20 protein-coding genes and 2 pseudogenes are annotated in these 17999 nt (G+C 42.9%); 10 read left to right on the forward strand and 12 right to left on the reverse strand.

Features of this window, described 5'->3' with window-relative positions:
- The first annotated feature begins 37 nt into the window (after positions 1-37).
- The 3 genes from F995_RS05300 to F995_RS05310 all read left to right on the forward strand — a co-directional run bounded on the left by F995_RS05300 (position 38) and on the right by F995_RS05310 (position 1475).
- Positions 38-316, forward strand: a complete 279-nt coding sequence (locus F995_RS05300) for a hypothetical protein (protein WP_004280617.1) — start codon at positions 38-40, stop codon at positions 314-316.
- A gap of 87 nt (positions 317-403) precedes the next feature.
- Positions 404-1021, forward strand: coding sequence for a DedA family protein (locus tag F995_RS05305; protein WP_004645790.1), 618 nt, complete (start codon positions 404-406; stop codon positions 1019-1021).
- 28 nt (positions 1022-1049) lie between these two features.
- The gene (locus tag F995_RS05310; protein WP_004645791.1) at positions 1050-1475 is read left to right on the forward strand and encodes an ABZJ_00895 family protein; all 426 of its coding nucleotides are present in this window, start codon (positions 1050-1052) and stop codon (positions 1473-1475) included.
- 71 nt (positions 1476-1546) lie between these two features.
- Here the strand turns inward: F995_RS05310 and F995_RS05315 are convergent, their stop codons facing one another.
- The 4 genes and pseudogenes from F995_RS05315 to F995_RS16760 all read right to left on the reverse strand — a co-directional run.
- Complete coding sequence (locus F995_RS05315) at positions 1547-2071, reverse strand: YecA/YgfB family protein (RefSeq protein WP_004645792.1); 525 nt, start codon at positions 2069-2071, stop codon at positions 1547-1549.
- A gap of 71 nt (positions 2072-2142) precedes the next feature.
- Positions 2143-2235 (reverse strand): annotated as a pseudogene (locus tag F995_RS16930) (hypothetical protein); the annotation flags it as partial.
- A gap of 28 nt (positions 2236-2263) precedes the next feature.
- Positions 2264-2965: an IS1 family transposase gene (locus tag F995_RS05320; protein ID WP_004282341.1), complete on the reverse strand. Its 702-nt coding sequence runs from the start codon at positions 2963-2965 to the stop codon at positions 2264-2266.
- Between the two features lie 60 nt (positions 2966-3025).
- Positions 3026-3145: pseudogene (locus F995_RS16760) on the reverse strand (PA3496 family putative envelope integrity protein); the annotation flags it as partial.
- 351 nt (positions 3146-3496) lie between these two features.
- Between F995_RS16760 and rpoD the strand changes: the two are divergent.
- From rpoD to F995_RS05350, 6 genes are all read left to right on the forward strand, one after another.
- Complete coding sequence (gene rpoD / locus F995_RS05325) at positions 3497-5431, forward strand: RNA polymerase sigma factor RpoD (RefSeq protein WP_224215688.1); 1935 nt, start codon at positions 3497-3499, stop codon at positions 5429-5431.
- Between the two features lie 113 nt (positions 5432-5544).
- Positions 5545-5832 (forward strand): YbeD family protein, encoded by a 288-nt coding sequence (locus F995_RS05330; protein WP_004280625.1) that lies wholly within the window; start codon positions 5545-5547, stop codon positions 5830-5832.
- Positions 5833-5983: 151 nt separating this feature from the next.
- Positions 5984-6643: a lipoyl(octanoyl) transferase LipB gene (lipB, locus tag F995_RS05335; RefSeq protein ID WP_004645796.1), complete on the forward strand. Its 660-nt coding sequence runs from the start codon at positions 5984-5986 to the stop codon at positions 6641-6643.
- A 74-nt stretch (positions 6644-6717) separates the two neighbouring features.
- Entirely contained in the window at positions 6718-7251 is a 534-nt protein-coding gene (locus F995_RS05340) for a hypothetical protein (RefSeq protein WP_004645797.1), read from the forward strand.
- Position 7252: 1 nt separating this feature from the next.
- Entirely contained in the window at positions 7253-8437 is a 1185-nt protein-coding gene (locus tag F995_RS05345) for an iron-containing alcohol dehydrogenase (protein WP_004280629.1), read from the forward strand.
- 267 nt (positions 8438-8704) lie between these two features.
- The gene (locus F995_RS05350) at positions 8705-10096 is read left to right on the forward strand and encodes an APC family permease (protein WP_004280630.1); all 1392 of its coding nucleotides are present in this window, start codon (positions 8705-8707) and stop codon (positions 10094-10096) included.
- A 68-nt stretch (positions 10097-10164) separates the two neighbouring features.
- On the opposite strand, the gene F995_RS05355 is transcribed toward F995_RS05350, so the two are convergent.
- From F995_RS05355 to rplU, 8 genes are all read right to left on the reverse strand, one after another.
- Positions 10165-10647 carry a hypothetical protein gene (locus F995_RS05355; protein WP_004645798.1) on the reverse strand — a complete coding sequence of 161 codons (483 nt, stop codon included), beginning with the start codon at positions 10645-10647 and terminating at the stop codon, positions 10165-10167.
- An 89-nt stretch (positions 10648-10736) separates the two neighbouring features.
- Positions 10737-11213 carry a tRNA (cytidine(34)-2'-O)-methyltransferase gene (locus F995_RS05360; protein ID WP_004280633.1) on the reverse strand — a complete coding sequence of 159 codons (477 nt, stop codon included), beginning with the start codon at positions 11211-11213 and terminating at the stop codon, positions 10737-10739.
- Positions 11214-11283: 70 nt separating this feature from the next.
- A complete protein-coding gene (gene cysG / locus F995_RS05365) occupies positions 11284-12666 on the reverse strand; it encodes a siroheme synthase CysG (RefSeq protein ID WP_004280635.1) in 1383 nt (460 codons plus the stop codon).
- A gap of 69 nt (positions 12667-12735) precedes the next feature.
- Complete coding sequence (gene serS / locus F995_RS05370; protein ID WP_004645799.1) at positions 12736-14007, reverse strand: serine--tRNA ligase; 1272 nt, start codon at positions 14005-14007, stop codon at positions 12736-12738.
- 100 nt (positions 14008-14107) lie between these two features.
- Positions 14108-14869 (reverse strand): RsiV family protein, encoded by a 762-nt coding sequence (locus F995_RS05375; RefSeq protein WP_004280637.1) that lies wholly within the window; start codon positions 14867-14869, stop codon positions 14108-14110.
- A gap of 170 nt (positions 14870-15039) precedes the next feature.
- On the reverse strand, positions 15040-15735 hold the full coding sequence (lolA, locus tag F995_RS05380; RefSeq protein WP_004280638.1) for an outer membrane lipoprotein periplasmic chaperone LolA: 696 nt from the start codon (positions 15733-15735) through the stop codon (positions 15040-15042).
- A gap of 246 nt (positions 15736-15981) precedes the next feature.
- Entirely contained in the window at positions 15982-16236 is a 255-nt protein-coding gene (gene rpmA, locus F995_RS05385) for a 50S ribosomal protein L27 (protein ID WP_004280639.1), read from the reverse strand.
- Positions 16237-16255: 19 nt separating this feature from the next.
- Positions 16256-16567 carry a 50S ribosomal protein L21 gene (gene rplU, locus F995_RS05390; RefSeq protein WP_004280640.1) on the reverse strand — a complete coding sequence of 104 codons (312 nt, stop codon included), beginning with the start codon at positions 16565-16567 and terminating at the stop codon, positions 16256-16258.
- 445 nt (positions 16568-17012) lie between these two features.
- On the opposite strand from rplU, the gene sdsA reads away from it, so the two are divergent.
- A complete protein-coding gene (gene sdsA, locus F995_RS05395) occupies positions 17013-17990 on the forward strand; it encodes an All-trans-nonaprenyl-diphosphate synthase (RefSeq protein ID WP_004280641.1) in 978 nt (325 codons plus the stop codon).
- The last annotated feature ends 9 nt before the right edge of the window (positions 17991-17999 follow it).

The raw sequence follows: 17999 nt of genomic DNA on the forward strand, positions 1-17999 counted from the left end.
TTATTAACTAAAATTTTTAAGTGAAAAGGAATATAAAATGGCAGGCTCACTTGCTCGAGATTCAGACAATCTGGTTCAATTTCAACCAAAAGAAAATATAAAGTTGCAACGGCTTCATCAAATTTCTGAAGAGCTTGAACAGCAATCACATCTGTTCGTCGTTATCTTGGGAACCGTTATTGGCGCGATCTTGGCGCTTTTCATTGGTTACCATATCAATACCAGCATCATGCATTTTATCCTGCTAAGTATTTTGCCGATCTGCTTGGCCTATTTCTTACGTAAAGTTTATATTTATACCCTGACGCATAGCTAATTCTGCCTGATCATTTATATTCCAAGACTTTACCGCACAAAAAATACTGCTTAGGATACAGGCAGTATTTTTTATTTTGCCAATCATATGAATCTGACCGAATGGATTATTTCCGTTATGGAGCAACTGGGCTACTGGGGCATTGCTCTGCTCATGTTCCTGGATAATGTCTTCCCGCCAATCCCTTCCGAAATTATTATGCCTTCCGCGGGCTATTCAGCCTCTCAGGGCGAGTTAATACTCGTCGGGGTAATCATGTCCGGCTGTATCGGCTCCCTGCTGGCAGCTGCCTTGCTGTACTGGATTGGCTATAAATTTAACCGTGATTCTATTTTTAAATTTGTCGATCGTTATGGCAAATATTTATTTATTAAATCAGAAGATGTAAAAAAATCATTGAGTTGGTTTGAGCATTATGGTCACCGGATTGTGTTCTTTGGCCGCATGATTCCTGCGGTTCGCTCGCTGATCAGCATTCCTGCTGGCATGAGTCATATGCCCTTCTGGAAATTTATGTTTTATAGCGCACTTGGAACCATCATCTGGACCACATTTTTGGCGTGTGTCGGATTTTATTTTGGCGAAAACCAGCATTTGATGCAGCAAATTTTCAGTAAAGTCAGTTATGTGATTATTGCCATTGTTGTGGTAATTATTATCTGGATTTTCTACCGTAGACAGCAGCGTAAAAATCGTCCATCCTGAGGGAAGATGCCTTAAGGAGATTAAAACGATGTCGCATTATCTAAAATATTTTGCCACCGTTTATCTGACCTTGGTTCTATTGGTAGGCATACTCATCTATGTATTCAATCTGGGCGCCATTCTGCTGATTCCTGCCCTGATTGCTTCTGCCTTTCTCAGTGCCCGATACTTTGTTAAGAAAGAACTTCGTTTGCCGACTCAGCAAGAGAAAAGCAAACTGGTCTGGGGCTCTACTATCATTGCTATGACATTCGGGTTTATCTTTTTAGTAGTGGTCATCTGGATGAACCTGCAGACAGATGAGATTTATAGAACCATCACCTATACAGGAAGAGGAACAAATTCATTCCTGGTGGCTGCAAGTATTGCCTTACATGCCTTACTGTTCCATATCGCCTACAATGCTTATGCACGCTATAGTCTGGCCAAGCGTACAGGCTTGGAAAGAAAATAGGATCGAGCAGCTCTCAAAGATGCAAAAAGGCCAAAGCTAAAAAAAGCACCCTGCGGTGCTTTTTTTATGAATTATTCTGGAGTGTGATACATCAGATACAATTCATTTAAGTTTTCTGGAATTTCTTCTGCAAGTTCATCCATTAACTGGCCATTGCGACGGAAAGTTTCCATTTGTGGATCTTCATCATCAATGCCGCTGAAGACCATGATTGGCAGGGTTAAATCCACCAGTTGTTCTTCAAATTCTTCAGTAAACCAAGCGTCTTCGTTTAGGAACATGGCGTCTACAAAGCCCACACTCCAGTCACCCAAGCTTGATTCAGTATCTGCTTCTTCAATTTCAAACGGGAACGTAATCCCTTCTTCATTGGCTAAGCTTTGACGAATAGACTCTAACCATACTTGCACCTGAGTGATGATTTCTGCAGGCACTTTCTTTTGATTACTATCAAAAAGTTCGTCTAACCATTTGTCGAATTTTGGGCCTACTGCAATAGCACATAAGAAACCATGGGTTGCCGCGAAATCTAGACCATGTTCATTTTGGTCACCATCTAGATATTCACTCAACAGGTCTAAATCTAAAGCACTCATCTAACATCCAAACTTAGAAAACCGAAAGGTTTAGCATAGCATTTATTCAGACTATGCTAAATCCGAATTCGTTAATCTTCGTCATCAAAATCGTCGTCATCGTCGAAGTCATAGTCAAAATCTTTGAGTTCGCGCTCTAAACGACGTTGGGTCAGTAGATCATCGGGTGGTGTTTCAAAAAGTATGCTGGCATTAAACGAATCCATTATTGATATAAAAGAACACTAAATCAAAGGCTTTGAAATGATTTTCAAGCTTTTTGGAGAAGTTGCAGCTTCTCCTAAAGCCTCGCCTGATTCGATGCCGTAATCGACAATTATTGCCTTCTATACCCACAGTGAAAAATTTACCAATCAACTGTTTGCATTCTTTAAAGGTCGTAACAAAGCTATCCCAATGGTCACTTGATATACATGTATAGCTTACACCTAACTGCTTCAATTTTAATTTAAGTCGTTTTGCAGTGGCTAAATCTCGGTTACCCCATACATAAGCAACAATTTCACCTGTTTCTCGATGATAGGCATAAATTAGCCATTGTTTATTTTGCTTATGACCAACAAAAGTCCAAAACTCATCTACTTCAAGGGTTTCATAATGACTTTGCTGTGCTCGAAGTTGATATTTTGATTGGCTAAGTGTCCGTAGAACTTTACCGATACTTACTCTTTCAATTTCTGCTATATCCCTGACACCACTGCCTCGCACCATGAGGTGTAATATTTTGGTTTTGATACCTGAGTGACAGCCTTGATAACTGAGAGCATGATCACCAATAAATTGACGTCTGCATATTTTACATTGGTAATTTTGCTTACCATCTACTTTTGTGCCATTTTTCTTTATACTGTCACTTAGGCAGGCTGGACACTTGATTTCTAGAGTTATTCGCATTTCTCTATTTTATCAAAATCCAACCTGCTTTTTTTCAGCATACTTTTTGAAACACCACCGATCATCGATCAGACGACGTTTTTCCAACGACTCTTTAGCACTGAGCTTGCTAGAAGCCTCATCGAAATTAACATCATCTTCACCGAAGTTATCATCTAGTTCAAAATCTGTAGAAGACACTAAAACTTCCTCATGAGTGAAAAATGTAAAAGGATTTAAGCGCTATTTATCGTGCCTAAAAAAACAAGTCAAGTTTTATTTGGATTTTCGTATTTTTAATTTGTAATTAGGGGTTTTTTCTGTCTCAATTGTGTGCCATGATATAATCCACCCTGCGTCCTTATGTTTTTTGATTCTCCTTTTTTGAGTCATAAACAGACACGCATGGGATGAACTTGAAAACAACAAATTCACCCCCATCTTAAATTACTGAATTTCATTTTAAATATTTTATCAGACAGCTTTCATGCTGAATTCTCTGATGAAATATATAGGCTATTCACTAAATTTAACGAGCTTAAATCGTGCAGCATTGTACGGTTTTTTACTGCCACAGATTCAACGAAGAGTAAGCAAAAGATGAGCGATATGACTTCCCCTACTTCTCAAGTAGCGGCTCTGATTAGCCGAGGCAAAGAACAAGGTTATTTAACCTTCGCTGAGGTTAACGATCATCTGCCGGACTCCATCACAGAAAGCGAGCAGATTGAAGACATCATTCAGATGCTGAATGACGTTGGTATTCCGGTACATGATCGCGCGCCTGAATCTGATGATACGATGTTCGAAGATACTGCAGAAGCGGCGGATGAAGTTGCAGAAGAAGAAGCTGCAGCCGTACTTGCCTCGGTAGAAAACGAGCCAGGTCGTACCACTGACCCTGTACGTATGTATATGCGTGAGATGGGTACAGTAGAACTTCTGACTCGTGAAGGCGAAATCAGCATCGCAAAACGCATCGAAGAAGGTATTCGTGATGTTTTGCACTCGATTGCTTACTGGCCGAATGCGGTAGAAGTGGTACTGCAAGAATACAAAGATTATGAAGCGGGTGAACGCCGTCTTGCTGACCTTTTATCAGGTTATTTAGATCCTGAATCAGATGAAGAAATTCCTGAAGTTCTAGAAGAAGAAGCGGTTCTTGCTGAAGATGAGACTGACTCGAAAAAATCGACCAAAGATGTAAAACTGGACGATGATGAAGAGGAAGAAGAAGCAGATTCTGATGATGAATCAGAAGCAGATTCTGGTCCAGATCCTGAAATTGCTAAAGCGCGTTTTACTGAACTGGAAAATGCGTGGCTGAATACCAAAGCAACTATTGAAAAACATGGTCGTGACAGCAAACAGGCTGAAGAAGCTTTGCAGGCACTTGCAACTGTATTCATGATGTTCAAATTTACCCCGCGTCTATTTGATATCATTTCTGAAATGATTCGTGGTACCCATGATCAAATTCGTGGTGCAGAACGTGAAGTGATGCGTTATGCAGTACGTCGTGGCCGTATGGATCGCACCCAGTTCCGTACCAGCTTCCCGGGCCAAGAATCGAATCCAGCCTGGTTAGATGAGCAGATCGCAAAAACACCTGCAGACCAGAAAGCTTATCTGGAAAAAGTACGTCCAGACGTATTGGCCTTCCAGCAAAAAATTGCCGATATCGAGAAAGAGCTTGGCCTTGATGTAAAAGGCATTAAAGACATTGCCAAACGTATGGCCGTCGGTGAAGCCAAAGCACGTCGTGCCAAGAAAGAAATGGTTGAAGCGAACTTGCGTCTGGTAATTTCGATTGCGAAGAAATATACCAACCGTGGCTTGCAATTCCTGGATCTGATTCAGGAAGGTAACATCGGTCTGATGAAAGCCGTAGACAAGTTTGAATACCGTCGTGGTTATAAATTCTCGACTTATGCGACCTGGTGGATTCGTCAGGCGATTACCCGTTCGATCGCGGATCAGGCACGTACCATTCGTATTCCGGTACACATGATTGAAACGATCAACAAGATCAACCGTGTATCTCGTCAGCTTCTACAGGAAATGGGTCGTGAACCGACTCCTGAAGAACTGGGCGAACGTCTGGAAATGGACGAAGTTAAAGTACGTAAAGTACTGAAAATCGCCAAAGAACCAATTTCGATGGAAACACCGATCGGTGATGATGAAGATTCACATCTGGGTGACTTCATTGAAGACAGCAACATCACTTCACCAATTGATGCGGCAACGTCTGAAGGCCTGAAAGAAGCGACACGTGAAGTTCTGGAAAACCTGACTGAACGTGAAGCCAAAGTCCTAAAAATGCGTTTTGGTATCGATATGCCGACCGACCATACTTTGGAAGAGGTGGGCAAACAGTTTGACGTAACACGTGAACGTATTCGTCAGATTGAAGCGAAAGCGCTGCGTAAACTTCGCCATCCATCGCGTTCAGAACACTTACGTTCATTCCTTGAGAATGATTAAGATTTGATGCTTATTCTGGAGACTTGAAATTTGATCATCAGTCTCCATTTAAGTAGCCAAGACAAACCCAAACGCCTGCATGATTGCAGGCGTTTCAAATCAGGGGGACTACCATGTTAGACCGTACACCATCTCGTGAACTTCAAGAACATCTTTGGGTTTTCCCTATGGATTATCCGATTAAACTGATTGGCCTTGCGGGCGATGAATTGCGTCATGCTGTCATTGATATTTTTCTAAAACATTTTCCAGATTTTGAAGGTGATAGCGTCAGTATTACGCCATCACGTACTGGAAAATACCATTCCATTACCGCACAACTGCGCTTTTTGGAACTGGAACAGGTTCATGCAGTATATGCAGATTTGGCCGCTTGCCCGCTAATTAAAACAGCACTGTAATCGAAAATACAAAAGACACGCTTCCGGGCGTGTTTTTTTTATGCCTATACAGCGCTAAGATACCCATGAAATATTGCTGATCTCACCCCTATTTCATGCCGAAATCATTATAATTATGACCAGTTTTTTATAATTACCAAGGACACTTCCTGTGACTGATGTGCTGCAAAAGCCCGAGCTGATCATTCGCCAATATCACGACCTCACACCTTATGAAGATCGTTTTCTGGAAATGAAAACATTTACGGAAACCCGTGATGAACATAGCCCGGATCAATTGTGGATTTTGCAACATCAGGATGTACTGACTCAAGGTCAGGCAGGCAAACCGGAACATATTTTAATACCAAGCAATATTCCGGTGATTCAGACCGATCGTGGTGGTCAGGTGACTTGGCATGGTCCCGGTCAATTGGTGGCTTACTTCATGTTTGACTTGAATCGTCTGGGCTGGAATGTGCGCACGCTGGTGTCTTATGCTGAAAACCTGATGATCGAATTGCTAAAAAAATATGGCATTAATGCCTATGCCAAACCGGATGCCCCCGGGGTTTACGTTGCTGAACGCAAAATTGGCTCACTTGGTTTTAAAATTCGCAAAGGCCGTAGCTATCATGGTTTGTCCCTAAATCTGGATTGTGACCTAAGCGGATTCAATACCATTAACCCTTGTGGCTATGCAGGACTGGAAATGGTACGCATGAGTGATTTGCTCGAACAACCGCCTCAATTCAGCCAGTTGTGCACTGAAATTATTGAAACTTTGCGTCACAGCGGGTACTTTAAGCAAGTAACTGTCGAGCAAAGATAAAGCCTTTGCATTTCAGCCCCAAATAAATTAGAGTATTTACTCTAAACCAATAATATTGAGATAGGGATCATCACGTGATTGCGACTAAATCCGTAAAACCCGCTTTGCAGCTTGCCTATGTCAAACTCATGATGGATGTGATTGGCCGAGGTCTGGTCATGGCAAGTCAGGTGGATGAAGAAATCAAACAGGAAGTGGCCCATTTTCCAGAAAATTTTACTCTTTCCATGAAAGTCTTTCCGCATGGCCCGGCCTTTGTGGCGCGGGTCACTGAGGATAAACAACTGGAACTGGTTAAAAATCTGGAAAAAGCACCTGATTTGATCATTACCTTTAAACATCTGCACCATGCCTTTTTGGTGTTTTCTTTTCAGGAAAGTACCTCACAGGCTTTTGCCCATGACCGTATGATTGCTGATGGCGATATTTCCAATGCCATTCGTCTGGTACGCTGCCTGAATAAAATGGAAGCGCTGATTTTGCCGAAAATGGTGGCACAACTGGCAGTGAAAGAATATCCAAGCAATCTGAGCCTAAAAGAAAAACTAAGCGAAGCGAGCAGTATTTATCTGAAAATCGCTCAATCCTATTTGAAACGGAGTGTATAACATGGCTAAACCTTATTATGAATTTTTCTGTCCGGTCAAAGTGATTGCCGGTCATGCCGCGTTAGAACATATTCCGTTTGAACTTGCGACTTTGGGGGCCAAACGTCCGCTGATCATTACCGACAAAGGCGTCCGTGCCAACAATCTGCTGGCACCGATTGAAGCTGCATTTGAAATGGCGGATGCTGCAATTGTAGCGATTTTTGATGACGTACCACCCGACTCTAGCTTGGGTACAGTACGCAGTGCGGCAAAGCTGTATCGCGAAAATCATTGTGATGCGATCATTGCTGTGGGCGGTGGTTCAGTCATTGATACCTCGAAGGCAACCAATATTCTAGTCTCTGAAGGCGGTGATGACCTGCTGAAATATTCGGGTGCACATAACCTGCCTAAACCGCTGAAACCGTTCTTTGTGATTCCAACCACGTCTGGTACAGGTTCAGAAGTGACCATGGTCGCTGTCGTGTCGGACACTGAAAAGAACGTCAAAATGCCGTTCGCCTCTTATTATCTGATGCCGCATGCTGCGATTCTGGATCCCCGCATGACCCAGACCTTGCCGCCGCATTTAACCGCCATGACCGCAATGGATGCTATGACTCATGCGGTTGAAGCTTATACCTGCATGGCAGCCAATCCAATTTCGGATGCTTATGCCACTGCCGCAGTCAAGAAGATAAGTACCCATCTATTTAATGTGCTGGACAACCCTTCCGATGCACAAGGCCGTCTGGAACTGGCACAGGCATCGACCATGGCGGGAATTGCATTTTCCAACTCGATGGTCGGCATTGTGCATTCATTGGGGCACTCATTGGGTGCAGTGGTACATCTGCCGCATGGTTTATGCATGAACTTATTCCTGCCTTATGTGCTGGAATACAACAAAGAGGTCAATGGCGATAAAATCGCAGATCTGCTCCTGCCTTTGGCGGGTGCTGATATTTATGCACAAACGCCAGCGCATCTACGTGCTGACAAAACCATTGCGACGATTCTGACCATGCGTGACCGCATTTACAGTCTGACCAAATTACCACGCACATTACGTGAAACCGGTAAGATTTCTGAAGCCCAGCTCGATGAAGTGGCAGAGAAAGCCCTGAATGATGGTTCCATCATTTATAACCCGAAAGAAGCCACCCTAGAAGATTTAAAATCTATCTTAAAAAAGGCTTGGTAATTACTGAAAAATAAGCCAATATAGCCGAAATTCTAGCCTGATGTTTTTTTAAGCATCAGGCTTTTATCTTGCATAAGAAAAAATTCGATTTCTATTTTTGAATGGCACATTTTATGCAGGACAAAAGTCAAAAAAATAGCTAGCAAAAGCCGTTCTTTTCAAGTAGATTGGCGGACTTTTATAGAAAACTGTAGGGGGGATCGTTCGTCTCAAACGATCCTTATAAATATGACTGATCCTTGATCAACGATTAAGAGGATAACGCCGTTGACTAATATCTCTGGGACTCAATCGGCAGCTAAACTGCAAAAAACGCTGGGACTCTGGCACATCATTATTATTGGTTTAGCTTATATTCAACCCATGACCTTGTTTGATACATTTGGTCTGGTATCTGAAGAAAGTAACTTCCACGTTCCTACCTCTTACATTTTTGCACTGATTGCAATTTTGTTAACCTCCTTGAGTTATGGTCATATGATTCGTCGCTACCCTTCTTCGGGTTCGGCCTATACCTATGCGCAAAAATCCATCCACCCAAACGTAGGTTTCATGGTGGGTTGGTCATCCTTACTGGATTACCTGTTATCGCCAATGGTCAATATCATTCTGGCGGTGATTTATCTGGAAGCACTTTTCCCAGATATGAACCATTGGGTTTGGGTCATTGGTTTAACCGCCTTTATGACTGCGATCAACCTTCGCGGTGCGAGATTTGTTGCCAATTTCAACAGTATGATTGTATTCGTACAATTGGGCGTCATTGCATACTTCACCTGGATGGTTTACCAACTTTTGGAAGGTGGCGTAAATGCAGATGGCACACTGGTCGATGCAAAGTATCAACTGTGGAGTTTAGAGCCATTCTGGAATGAGTTTACTTCTGTTGCTGCCCTGATTACCGGTGCAACCTTACTGTGCTTCTCATTCACAGGTTTTGACTCTTTGAGTTCTCTGGCTGAAGAAACCAAAGATACTGAGAAAACCTTACCTAAAGCGATTTTCTTGACTGCATTATTGGCAGGTATCATCTTCATCATCAGTACTTACTTTATGCAGATCTTCTTCCCGAATGATCCAAAAACTTACTTTGAAGATATCGCTGCAACACAGCCGGATATTTTACAAGCTGTAGGTGGCGTGGCGTTTAAGACAGTCGTACTTTACTTCGCAATTGTGACAGTCATGGCTTCTGGTATTTCAGCACATGCGGGTGTATCACGTCTGATGTACGTGATGGGTCGTGATGGCGTAATCAACAAGAAGATCTTCGGTCATATTAGCCCGAAAAACTATACACCTTCATACAACATCTTAATCGCTGGTGCAGTGGCTTTAACTGCTGGCTTTATGGATCTTGATTTTGTGGTGTCGTTGATCAGCTTTGGTGCCTTAACTGCATTCAGTTTCGTTAACTTGTCGGTGATTTCACGTTATGCATTACGTGATGGTCGTACCAAGAGTGCTAAAGAGATCATGAACTTTGTCGTGGTTCCTTTACTTGGCTTCATTTCAGTCTTTGCTCTGTGGCTAGAAGTCGATGAAGCTTCGCTTAAATATGGTCTGATCTGGGCATTTGGCGGTATCTTGTACTTAGGTTATAAAACCAAAGGCTTCAAGCACCCTGCTCCTCAGCACAATGAATTTGACGATAAATAATATCGTTTTTCTTCAAATAAAAAAGGCGCTTCATGCGCCTTTTTTATGTCTGTCATGTTTTGATTTTACTAATGCAGATAGCAATCAAAACCCATCTGGGTATTGACCCGATTATTTTCATAACCCAGTTTCTCAATAAACAGACTGCGATTAGACAATAACTTTTGCTCTTCCGGACCTAAACGGGCTTTATTCTTGACGGCCAGTTGATACATTTCATCCACGACATCTTGAAAAATATCACAGACTTCCTCACGCTTGGCAGGCTTTAATTTACGCCCCCGCCAAGTCCATTGAAAATCATCTGAATTCAGGCTCTGCCCCCATTTTTCAATACGCGTATCTAAGCGTTTCTGCATGTTTAGCAAACCCTGCTGTATTTCTGCCTGAGTAATGGGCTGAACTTCCTTTGTTGCCGATGTGGCGGCACTGCCCTCTTCCGCACTCACGGAAGCCGCAATAGATCCAAGGCAACATGCGATGATAAGTTTTAATAGAGGCTTCAAGGCTGCACCTTTTGTTATATTTGATGAAGTTATAAACTCAAGCATACAATGAAGTGAAAAGCAGTTTATCTATTTGTTACACAAAATAAAAAAGCCACCCAAAGGTAGCTTTTAGAATTACTACAAATATCAGCTTAAAGCGTTTTAAAACCCTGCTGACGCCAAGCTTCATACACAATCACTGCTGTGGCATTCGATAGGTTCAAACTTCGGGAGTTCTCTGCCATCGGTAAACGAATCCAGTGCTTTTGCGGAAACATTAGACGAACATGTTCAGGCAGACCACGAGTTTCCGGCCCCATTAACAAGGCCACAGGACGGTTTAAATCCGAAGTATGCGGTGTTTCAGAACCTTTGGTGGTCAATGGATAGATTGCATCCAGACCAATGCCTTTACTTGCCAGATCAGCCAGACAGTCTTCGATATTTTCCCAAATCTGCATATTGGCATATTCGTGATAATCCAGACCGGCACGTTTCAGTTTTTTGTCATCCAGTTCAAAACCCAGCGGCTTGACCAGATGCAACTGTGCTCCGGTATTGGCACACAGACGAATGATATTGCCTGTATTTGCAGGAATTTCAGGCTCATATAAAACAACGTGGATCACAGCTTACTCACTTAATATATTTAATTCAGACACGACATTCGTCTTGCGCTTAGGCAAAGCAGTGCTTTGCTTATCCTCGCTCATGCCATTGTAATTGTTCACGTAAGCGTACAACTTCACCAATAATGGTCAAAGTCGGGGCTTGAATCTGATGTTCGGACACTTTGGATGCAATATCAGCAAGCGTTCCTACTACAACTTTCTGTTCAGGCGTCGTACCTTTAGAAACCAAGGCCACTGGCATGTCGGCTCGTTGACCATGAGCGATTAATTCTGCACAGATTTTCTCCAGTCCCACCAACCCCATATAGAGCACTAAGGTCTGGTTTTCATAGACCAACTCACTCCAAGGCAATTCGGGTGAACCTTCTTTTAAGTGACCTGTCAGAAAACGTACACTTTGCGCATAATCACGATGGGTTAATGGAATACCGGCATAGGCTGAACAGCCTGAAGCTGCGGTAATCCCTGGAACCACTTGAAAAGTGATACCTGCCGCAAAAAGTTCTTCAATCTCTTCACCGCCACGCCCGAAGATAAATGGATCACCGCCTTTCAGACGACAAACCCGCTTTCCTTCACTGGCATATTTCACCAACAAGGCATTAATCCCATCTTGCGGAACCGCATGATTGGAACGTGCCTTACCGACATAGATCTTTTCCGCATCGCGGCGGCACAGCTCCATAATTGGCGCTGAAACCAGTCGGTCGTAAATGACCACGTCGGCTTGCTGCATTAAACGCAAGGCTTTTAAGGTCAACAATTCTGGATCACCCGGACCCGCACCGACCAAGTAGACTTCACCTTTCGGCTGTTGCCATTCCTGTAAGGCCTGCTCAATCAGGCGATCTGCTTCCGCGATATTGTCGTTGAACACCTGTTCTTTTAGCGAACTGGCATATAAATCTTCCCAGAAAATACGGCGTTCATCCGGATTGACAATTTTAGCCTTAACCGCACTGCGCCATTTTCCTGAAAATTCAGCCAGCTTGCCCATTCCATGCGGAATAGTCGTTTCCAGTTGGGTACGGATCTGACGCGATAATACCGGCGACGTGCCATTCGATGCCACCGAAATCACCAAAGGCGAACGGTCAATAATCGCAGGAACCATAAACCGGCAATGCGGTGGATCATCAACGCTATTGACCAAGACATTTTCCGCTTCACACAGTTCAAAGACCTGACGATTGGTCTCGGCATCATCAGTCGCCGCAATCACTAGTCGATATGGATGTAACGCAACTTCAGGATGAAAAGCCGCCTGCACATATTGTCCTTGGCTATTTTGCACAATTCGCAGCAGACTTTCTTCAATTTCAGGCGCAATCACATGAATGACTGCACCTGCTTTTTGAAGTAAAAGTGCTTTACGGTATGCAATATGTCCACCACCGACAATCAGACAAGGTTGCTGTTGCAACTTTAACGAGATTGGAAAAATATCCACGAACTACCTCAAAATTTTAAATCTGTCTATGCAATTTTCATGCACATTTAGGGATGCAGAGATCGACAATTAGTCGATATAAGTCGCACCACCCATATATGGACGTAATACTTCAGGAATCTCAATCGAGCCATCAGCGCGTTGATAGTTTTCCATCACTGCAAGTAAAGTACGACCCACGGCCAGACCTGAACCATTCAAGGTATGTACAAATTCAGTTTTCTTCTGATCAGCCCGGTAACGCGCTTTCATACGACGCGCCTGGAAATCACCCATGTTTGAACAAGATGAAATTTCACGGTAAGTATTTTGGCTTGGTACCCAAACTTCCAAGTCATAAGTCTTGGTCGCACCAAAACCCATGTCACCACCACAAAGTAAAATTTTACGATATGGAAGTCCGAGTGCTTGCAAAATGCCTTCAGCATGGCCAGTCAATTCTTCAAGCACTTGCATCGAAGTTTCAGGTTTTACAATCTGAACCATTTCGACTTTGTCGAATTGGTGCTGACGGATCAAACCGCGGGTATCACGACCATAAGAACCTGCTTCACTACGGAAACATGGCGTGTGCGCTGCATATTTCAGTGGCAGACGGTCTGCATCAATAATTTCATCACGTACGAAATTCGTCACTGGCACTTCAGCAGTTGGAATCAGATAAAACTCTTTTTCGCCCTGCAGCTTAAACAGATCTTCTTCAAATTTAGGCAGCTGACCAGTCCCACGCAATGAATCTGCATTGACCAGATAAGGCACATAGGCTTCGGTATAACCATTTTGATCAGTATGCGTATTTAGCATGAACTGGGTAATGGCACGTTGTAAACGCGCCAATGGACCTTTCAATACACTGAAGCGTGAACCAGTTAATTTGGTCGCGGTTTCAAATTCAAGACCGCCCATCATTTCGCCCAGATCCGTATGGTCTTTGATTTCGAAATCAAATTCACGTGGTGTACCCCATTTCAGGATTTCCACGTTATCGCTTTCGTCTTTACCTTCAGGCACAGCTTCATCTGGCAAGTTTGGAATAGATAATAATTTTTCTTCAAGCTCAGCTTGCAGTTCAGCCAGTGCTGCTTCAGCCGCTTTGATTTCATCACCAATCGCAGACATGCGAGTCATGATTTCAGATGCGTCGCCACCTGCTTTTTTAATTTGACCGACTTGTTTGGCACCGGCATTACGTTCAGCTTGCAGTGTTTCTGTCTTGGACTGAATCTCTTTACGGCGTGCTTCTAGGGATGCCCACTCTTCAACATTGAGTTGAACACCACGTTTTGCCAAGGCTACATTTACAGCCTCAATATTATTTCTGAGTAATTTCGGGTCGATCATAATCAATCTTTGCAGAAGAAAAAAACTGGCTATAGTGTAAGCTCTTAGCATTAAAAAATACAGTGACCAAGACCACGGCTGCGTCCTATTAGCACAATATTTAGGAAGCTGTCTGCTGCAAAATGGCTAAATATTCAGGGCGAATCACTTCATTTAAATCCGCATATGACACTTTTAATTCAGGCATTCCTGCTGCTGCCGGAGCTAGTTCGCCTGCCGGATACACCATCACCAGACCTGTTGTATCAAAATAATAGTTATCACTCAATTTTAACTGCTGTTGTTGAATACCCTGCGTATTCAGCCATTGAGTATTGGTTCGATACATCGCATTCAGCAGTTTCTGCTCACCGCCATTTAATAACAGTTGAGACAAAGCCAAACGTTTGTTCTGTTTTAGATCAAAATTGATATATTCCACATGTTTCAGAGAAGCATTTTTATTCCTTGCCAGATTGGAACTTTTTAAAGCAAAAGTCGCCAGATGGGCACGCTGACCGACAAATTCCGCTTTGATAAAGCGCTGATCCAGATAATGCGGTTCATCGGCTTTTTTAGGATTTTTCTGGGTAACTTTGGTGAATGCAACAGGTTCGGTATGCTGAATGCGCTCAATAAAATATTGATTAATCCAGTCAATATTGCTGTCCACCGTTTGTAGATCAAAGCGTACACAACCTTCTATTTCACATACCACTTTGGCTGCCCCTTTCACAGGAACGGTCTTGCCTTCAATCTGCACAACCCGATCTGTTTGCGCCAGCGTTGCCACTGAGCTAGATTGAGGCTGACAACCCAACATACCTACAGTGAGTAATAAAACAGCGTAAATTTCAGCAGTTTTAAATAGATTAATCTTCATCCTGAGCTCCCAAAATTTTGCAATTTCATTGACTCGACTTTTATTTATTCTAAGATGCTCTCGTGTTTAGATATAGCTGAACCTTGTAGTCTGTCCAAAACAATCCTGATGATCGGCAATAAAAAAGCAACCTCGAAAGGTTGCTTTTTTTATCTGGTTCATATTGATGCTTATTGATCAATGATGTCCGTACCTTTTGGTGGGGTAAAGTTAAAGGTAGAGGCTGGAATACTGCTATTTACTTTTACATTGCTAAATTTGATATTGGTGGTTTGTCCCAATGAATCCTGCAAGATCATCAAGCTTGGTGCTTTGTTTGCGCCAAAGCTAATGGTTAGGCTTTCAAACACACCATCGGTATTTTTAGGATACAGCGTGTAATAGGTTTTGCCTTTATTTGGCTGAGTCACCCGGTAAGACTGCATAATCTGACTGGTGTTTCCTGACAGCAATAACGCCGGCGTATTGGCAACTTGCTCATCTAAGCTTTGACGAACGGCTTGCTGCAAGTCCGGATCATAAATCCATACGGTTTTACCCGTTGTTGCAATGACTTGCTTCGACGGTGCGGTCGTTTCCCAATAGAATTTACCCGGACGCGCGACTTTCATCACCCCTTTAAAGGTTTGGTTCATATGTTGTGCAGTCAAACCTTTTTTCTGGGTTGCTCTCGGATTGGTTACCTTGGTGCTTTGCTCGAAATTTGCAGTCATGCTACGCACATGATTGAGCTGTTTGACCAGACTGGCTGTTGCCTGTTGCTCCGAAGCTGCCACAGGTGCAGCAAACACGGTTGTACTCATCACCGGTGCTAAAGTCACTGCACCCAGAGCCATAGCACAGACGGTTTTACGAAGCATATTCATAATTTCACCTTTATATTTAGCGTGATCGCAATTTATTTGATAGCTCATCTTAAACGAAAATTAAAAGCTAAAATGATAGAAAATAAGAACTTTTGTATTGTTATTAATTCGAAATCGGTTTTTTTGTTCATCATCATGAAGATTTCAGGACAATTTTTACATGATTGAATGTCGATTAATCTAAACATTAATTTTCAGGCATAAAAAAACCCACAGTAACCGTGGGCTTTTTTCTATCTTAGCGGATTACGCGTCAACAGATACGTAGCGACGGCCAAATTGACCTTTCACTTCGAATTTTACTACGCCATCAGCAGTAGCAAATAATGTATGGTCACGACCCATACCAACGTTTTGACCAGCGTGGAATTCAGTACCACGTTGACGAACGATGATGTTACCTGCAGTTACAGTTTGACCACCGTAAACTTTAACACCTAACATCTTAGGATTCGAATCACGACCGTTCTTAGTCGAACCACCGGCTTTTTTAGTTGCCATGTCTATTTACTCCTCGTAATTAGCCTGAAATAGCTGTAATTTTCAACTCAGTGAACCATTGACGGTGACCTTGTTGTTTACGGTAGTGTTTACGACGACGCATTTTGATGATGCGGATTTTGTCGTGACGACCATGGCTAACTACTTCAGCAGTTACAGTAGCACCAGCAACAACTGGAGCACCGATTTGAATGCTTTCACCGTTAACAAGCATCAATACGTCATCAAACGTAATAGTCGCGCCAGTTTCAGCTTTCAATAATTCTACTTTAAGGGTTTCACCCTCAACTACACGGTGCTGTTTACCACCGCTTTGGATTACTGCGTACATAATGTACTCCAAACAAGCCCGTGTCGTCGTGCCGATAAAGGAATATATCGAACTTAAGACGTACGCCACTGGGGGGATATCTAAGGGCGAGGATTTTAAGGGATATTCAAAAAAACAACAAGCCATTTTACTGAAATAATAATGAGCAGGATGCGCTAATTATTTAACTATTAAATAATTTCTATCAAATCAAATACTCAAGATATATTCAGCAACAAAATAATACAGCAGAAATCCGGCCAGTTTGATTAATATACTCAGCCTGACGAATAGGGCGACGCCCCTGACCTTTCCTGATTTTTATGGCTCGAAATATGGATCGAATCTACATAAGATCTATAAAAAGCTGATTTTTAGTGGAGTTTATGCATTTCTTAGGTTTCACTCATGTTATAAATTGTTAAACTACGCCCAGCGATTTACCAGACTAGAGGTTTTCTTTCACATGACCATCGACTTTAAGCAAGATATTCTCGCTCCTGTTGCTAACGACTTTGCTGCGATGGACACATTCATTAATGAAGGAATTACCTCAAAAGTTGCATTAGTGATGGCCGTCAGCAAACATGTGGTAGAAGCGGGTGGCAAACGTATGCGCCCGATTATGTGCCTTTTGGCCGCCAAGGCGTGTGGTGCTGAAAATTTAGAACCGCACCGCAAACTGGCTGCAATCATTGAGATGCTGCATACCGCAACACTGGTGCATGATGATGTAGTAGATGAATCCGGTCTGCGTCGCGGCCGCCCGACGGCCAATGCGACCTGGAATAACCAGACTGCGGTTTTGGTGGGTGACTTTCTGATTTCACGTGCTTTTGATTTGCTGGTCGATCTGAACAACATGGTGTTGCTCAAAGATTTTTCGACCGGTACCTGTGAAATTGCTGAAGGTGAAGTGCTGCAACTGCAATCCCAGCATCAGCCGGAAACCACTGAAGCGACTTATTTGAATATTATTCATGGCAAAACCTCGCGCCTGTTTGAACTGGCCACCGAAGGTGCTGCTATTTTGTCGGATAAAGATGAATTCCGTCAGCCTTTAAAAACCTTTGCCGGACATTTCGGCAATGCTTTCCAGATTATTGATGACATTTTAGATTACACCTCCGATGCGGACACGCTCGGCAAAAATATTGGTGATGATCTCATGGAAGGTAAACCGACCCTGCCATTGATTGCGGCACTGAAAAACACCACCGGTGAGCAACATGAAATCATCCGTCGCAGTATTGCGACTGGCGGTACGGAACATCTGGAACAGGTCATTCAAATTGTCAATGAATCTGGTGCGCTGGATTATTGCCGTCAACGTGCTACAGAAGAAACTGAAATTGCAATTGATGCCTTACAGGCATTACCTGACTCCGAATATCGTCAGGCCCTGATTAATCTGGCCAAACTGGCCCTACACCGAATTCAGTAACTTTTAAAC

The organism is Acinetobacter sp. CIP A162, from assembly GCF_000367905.1.
GTDB classification, from domain to species: Bacteria; Pseudomonadota; Gammaproteobacteria; order Pseudomonadales; family Moraxellaceae; genus Acinetobacter; species Acinetobacter lwoffii.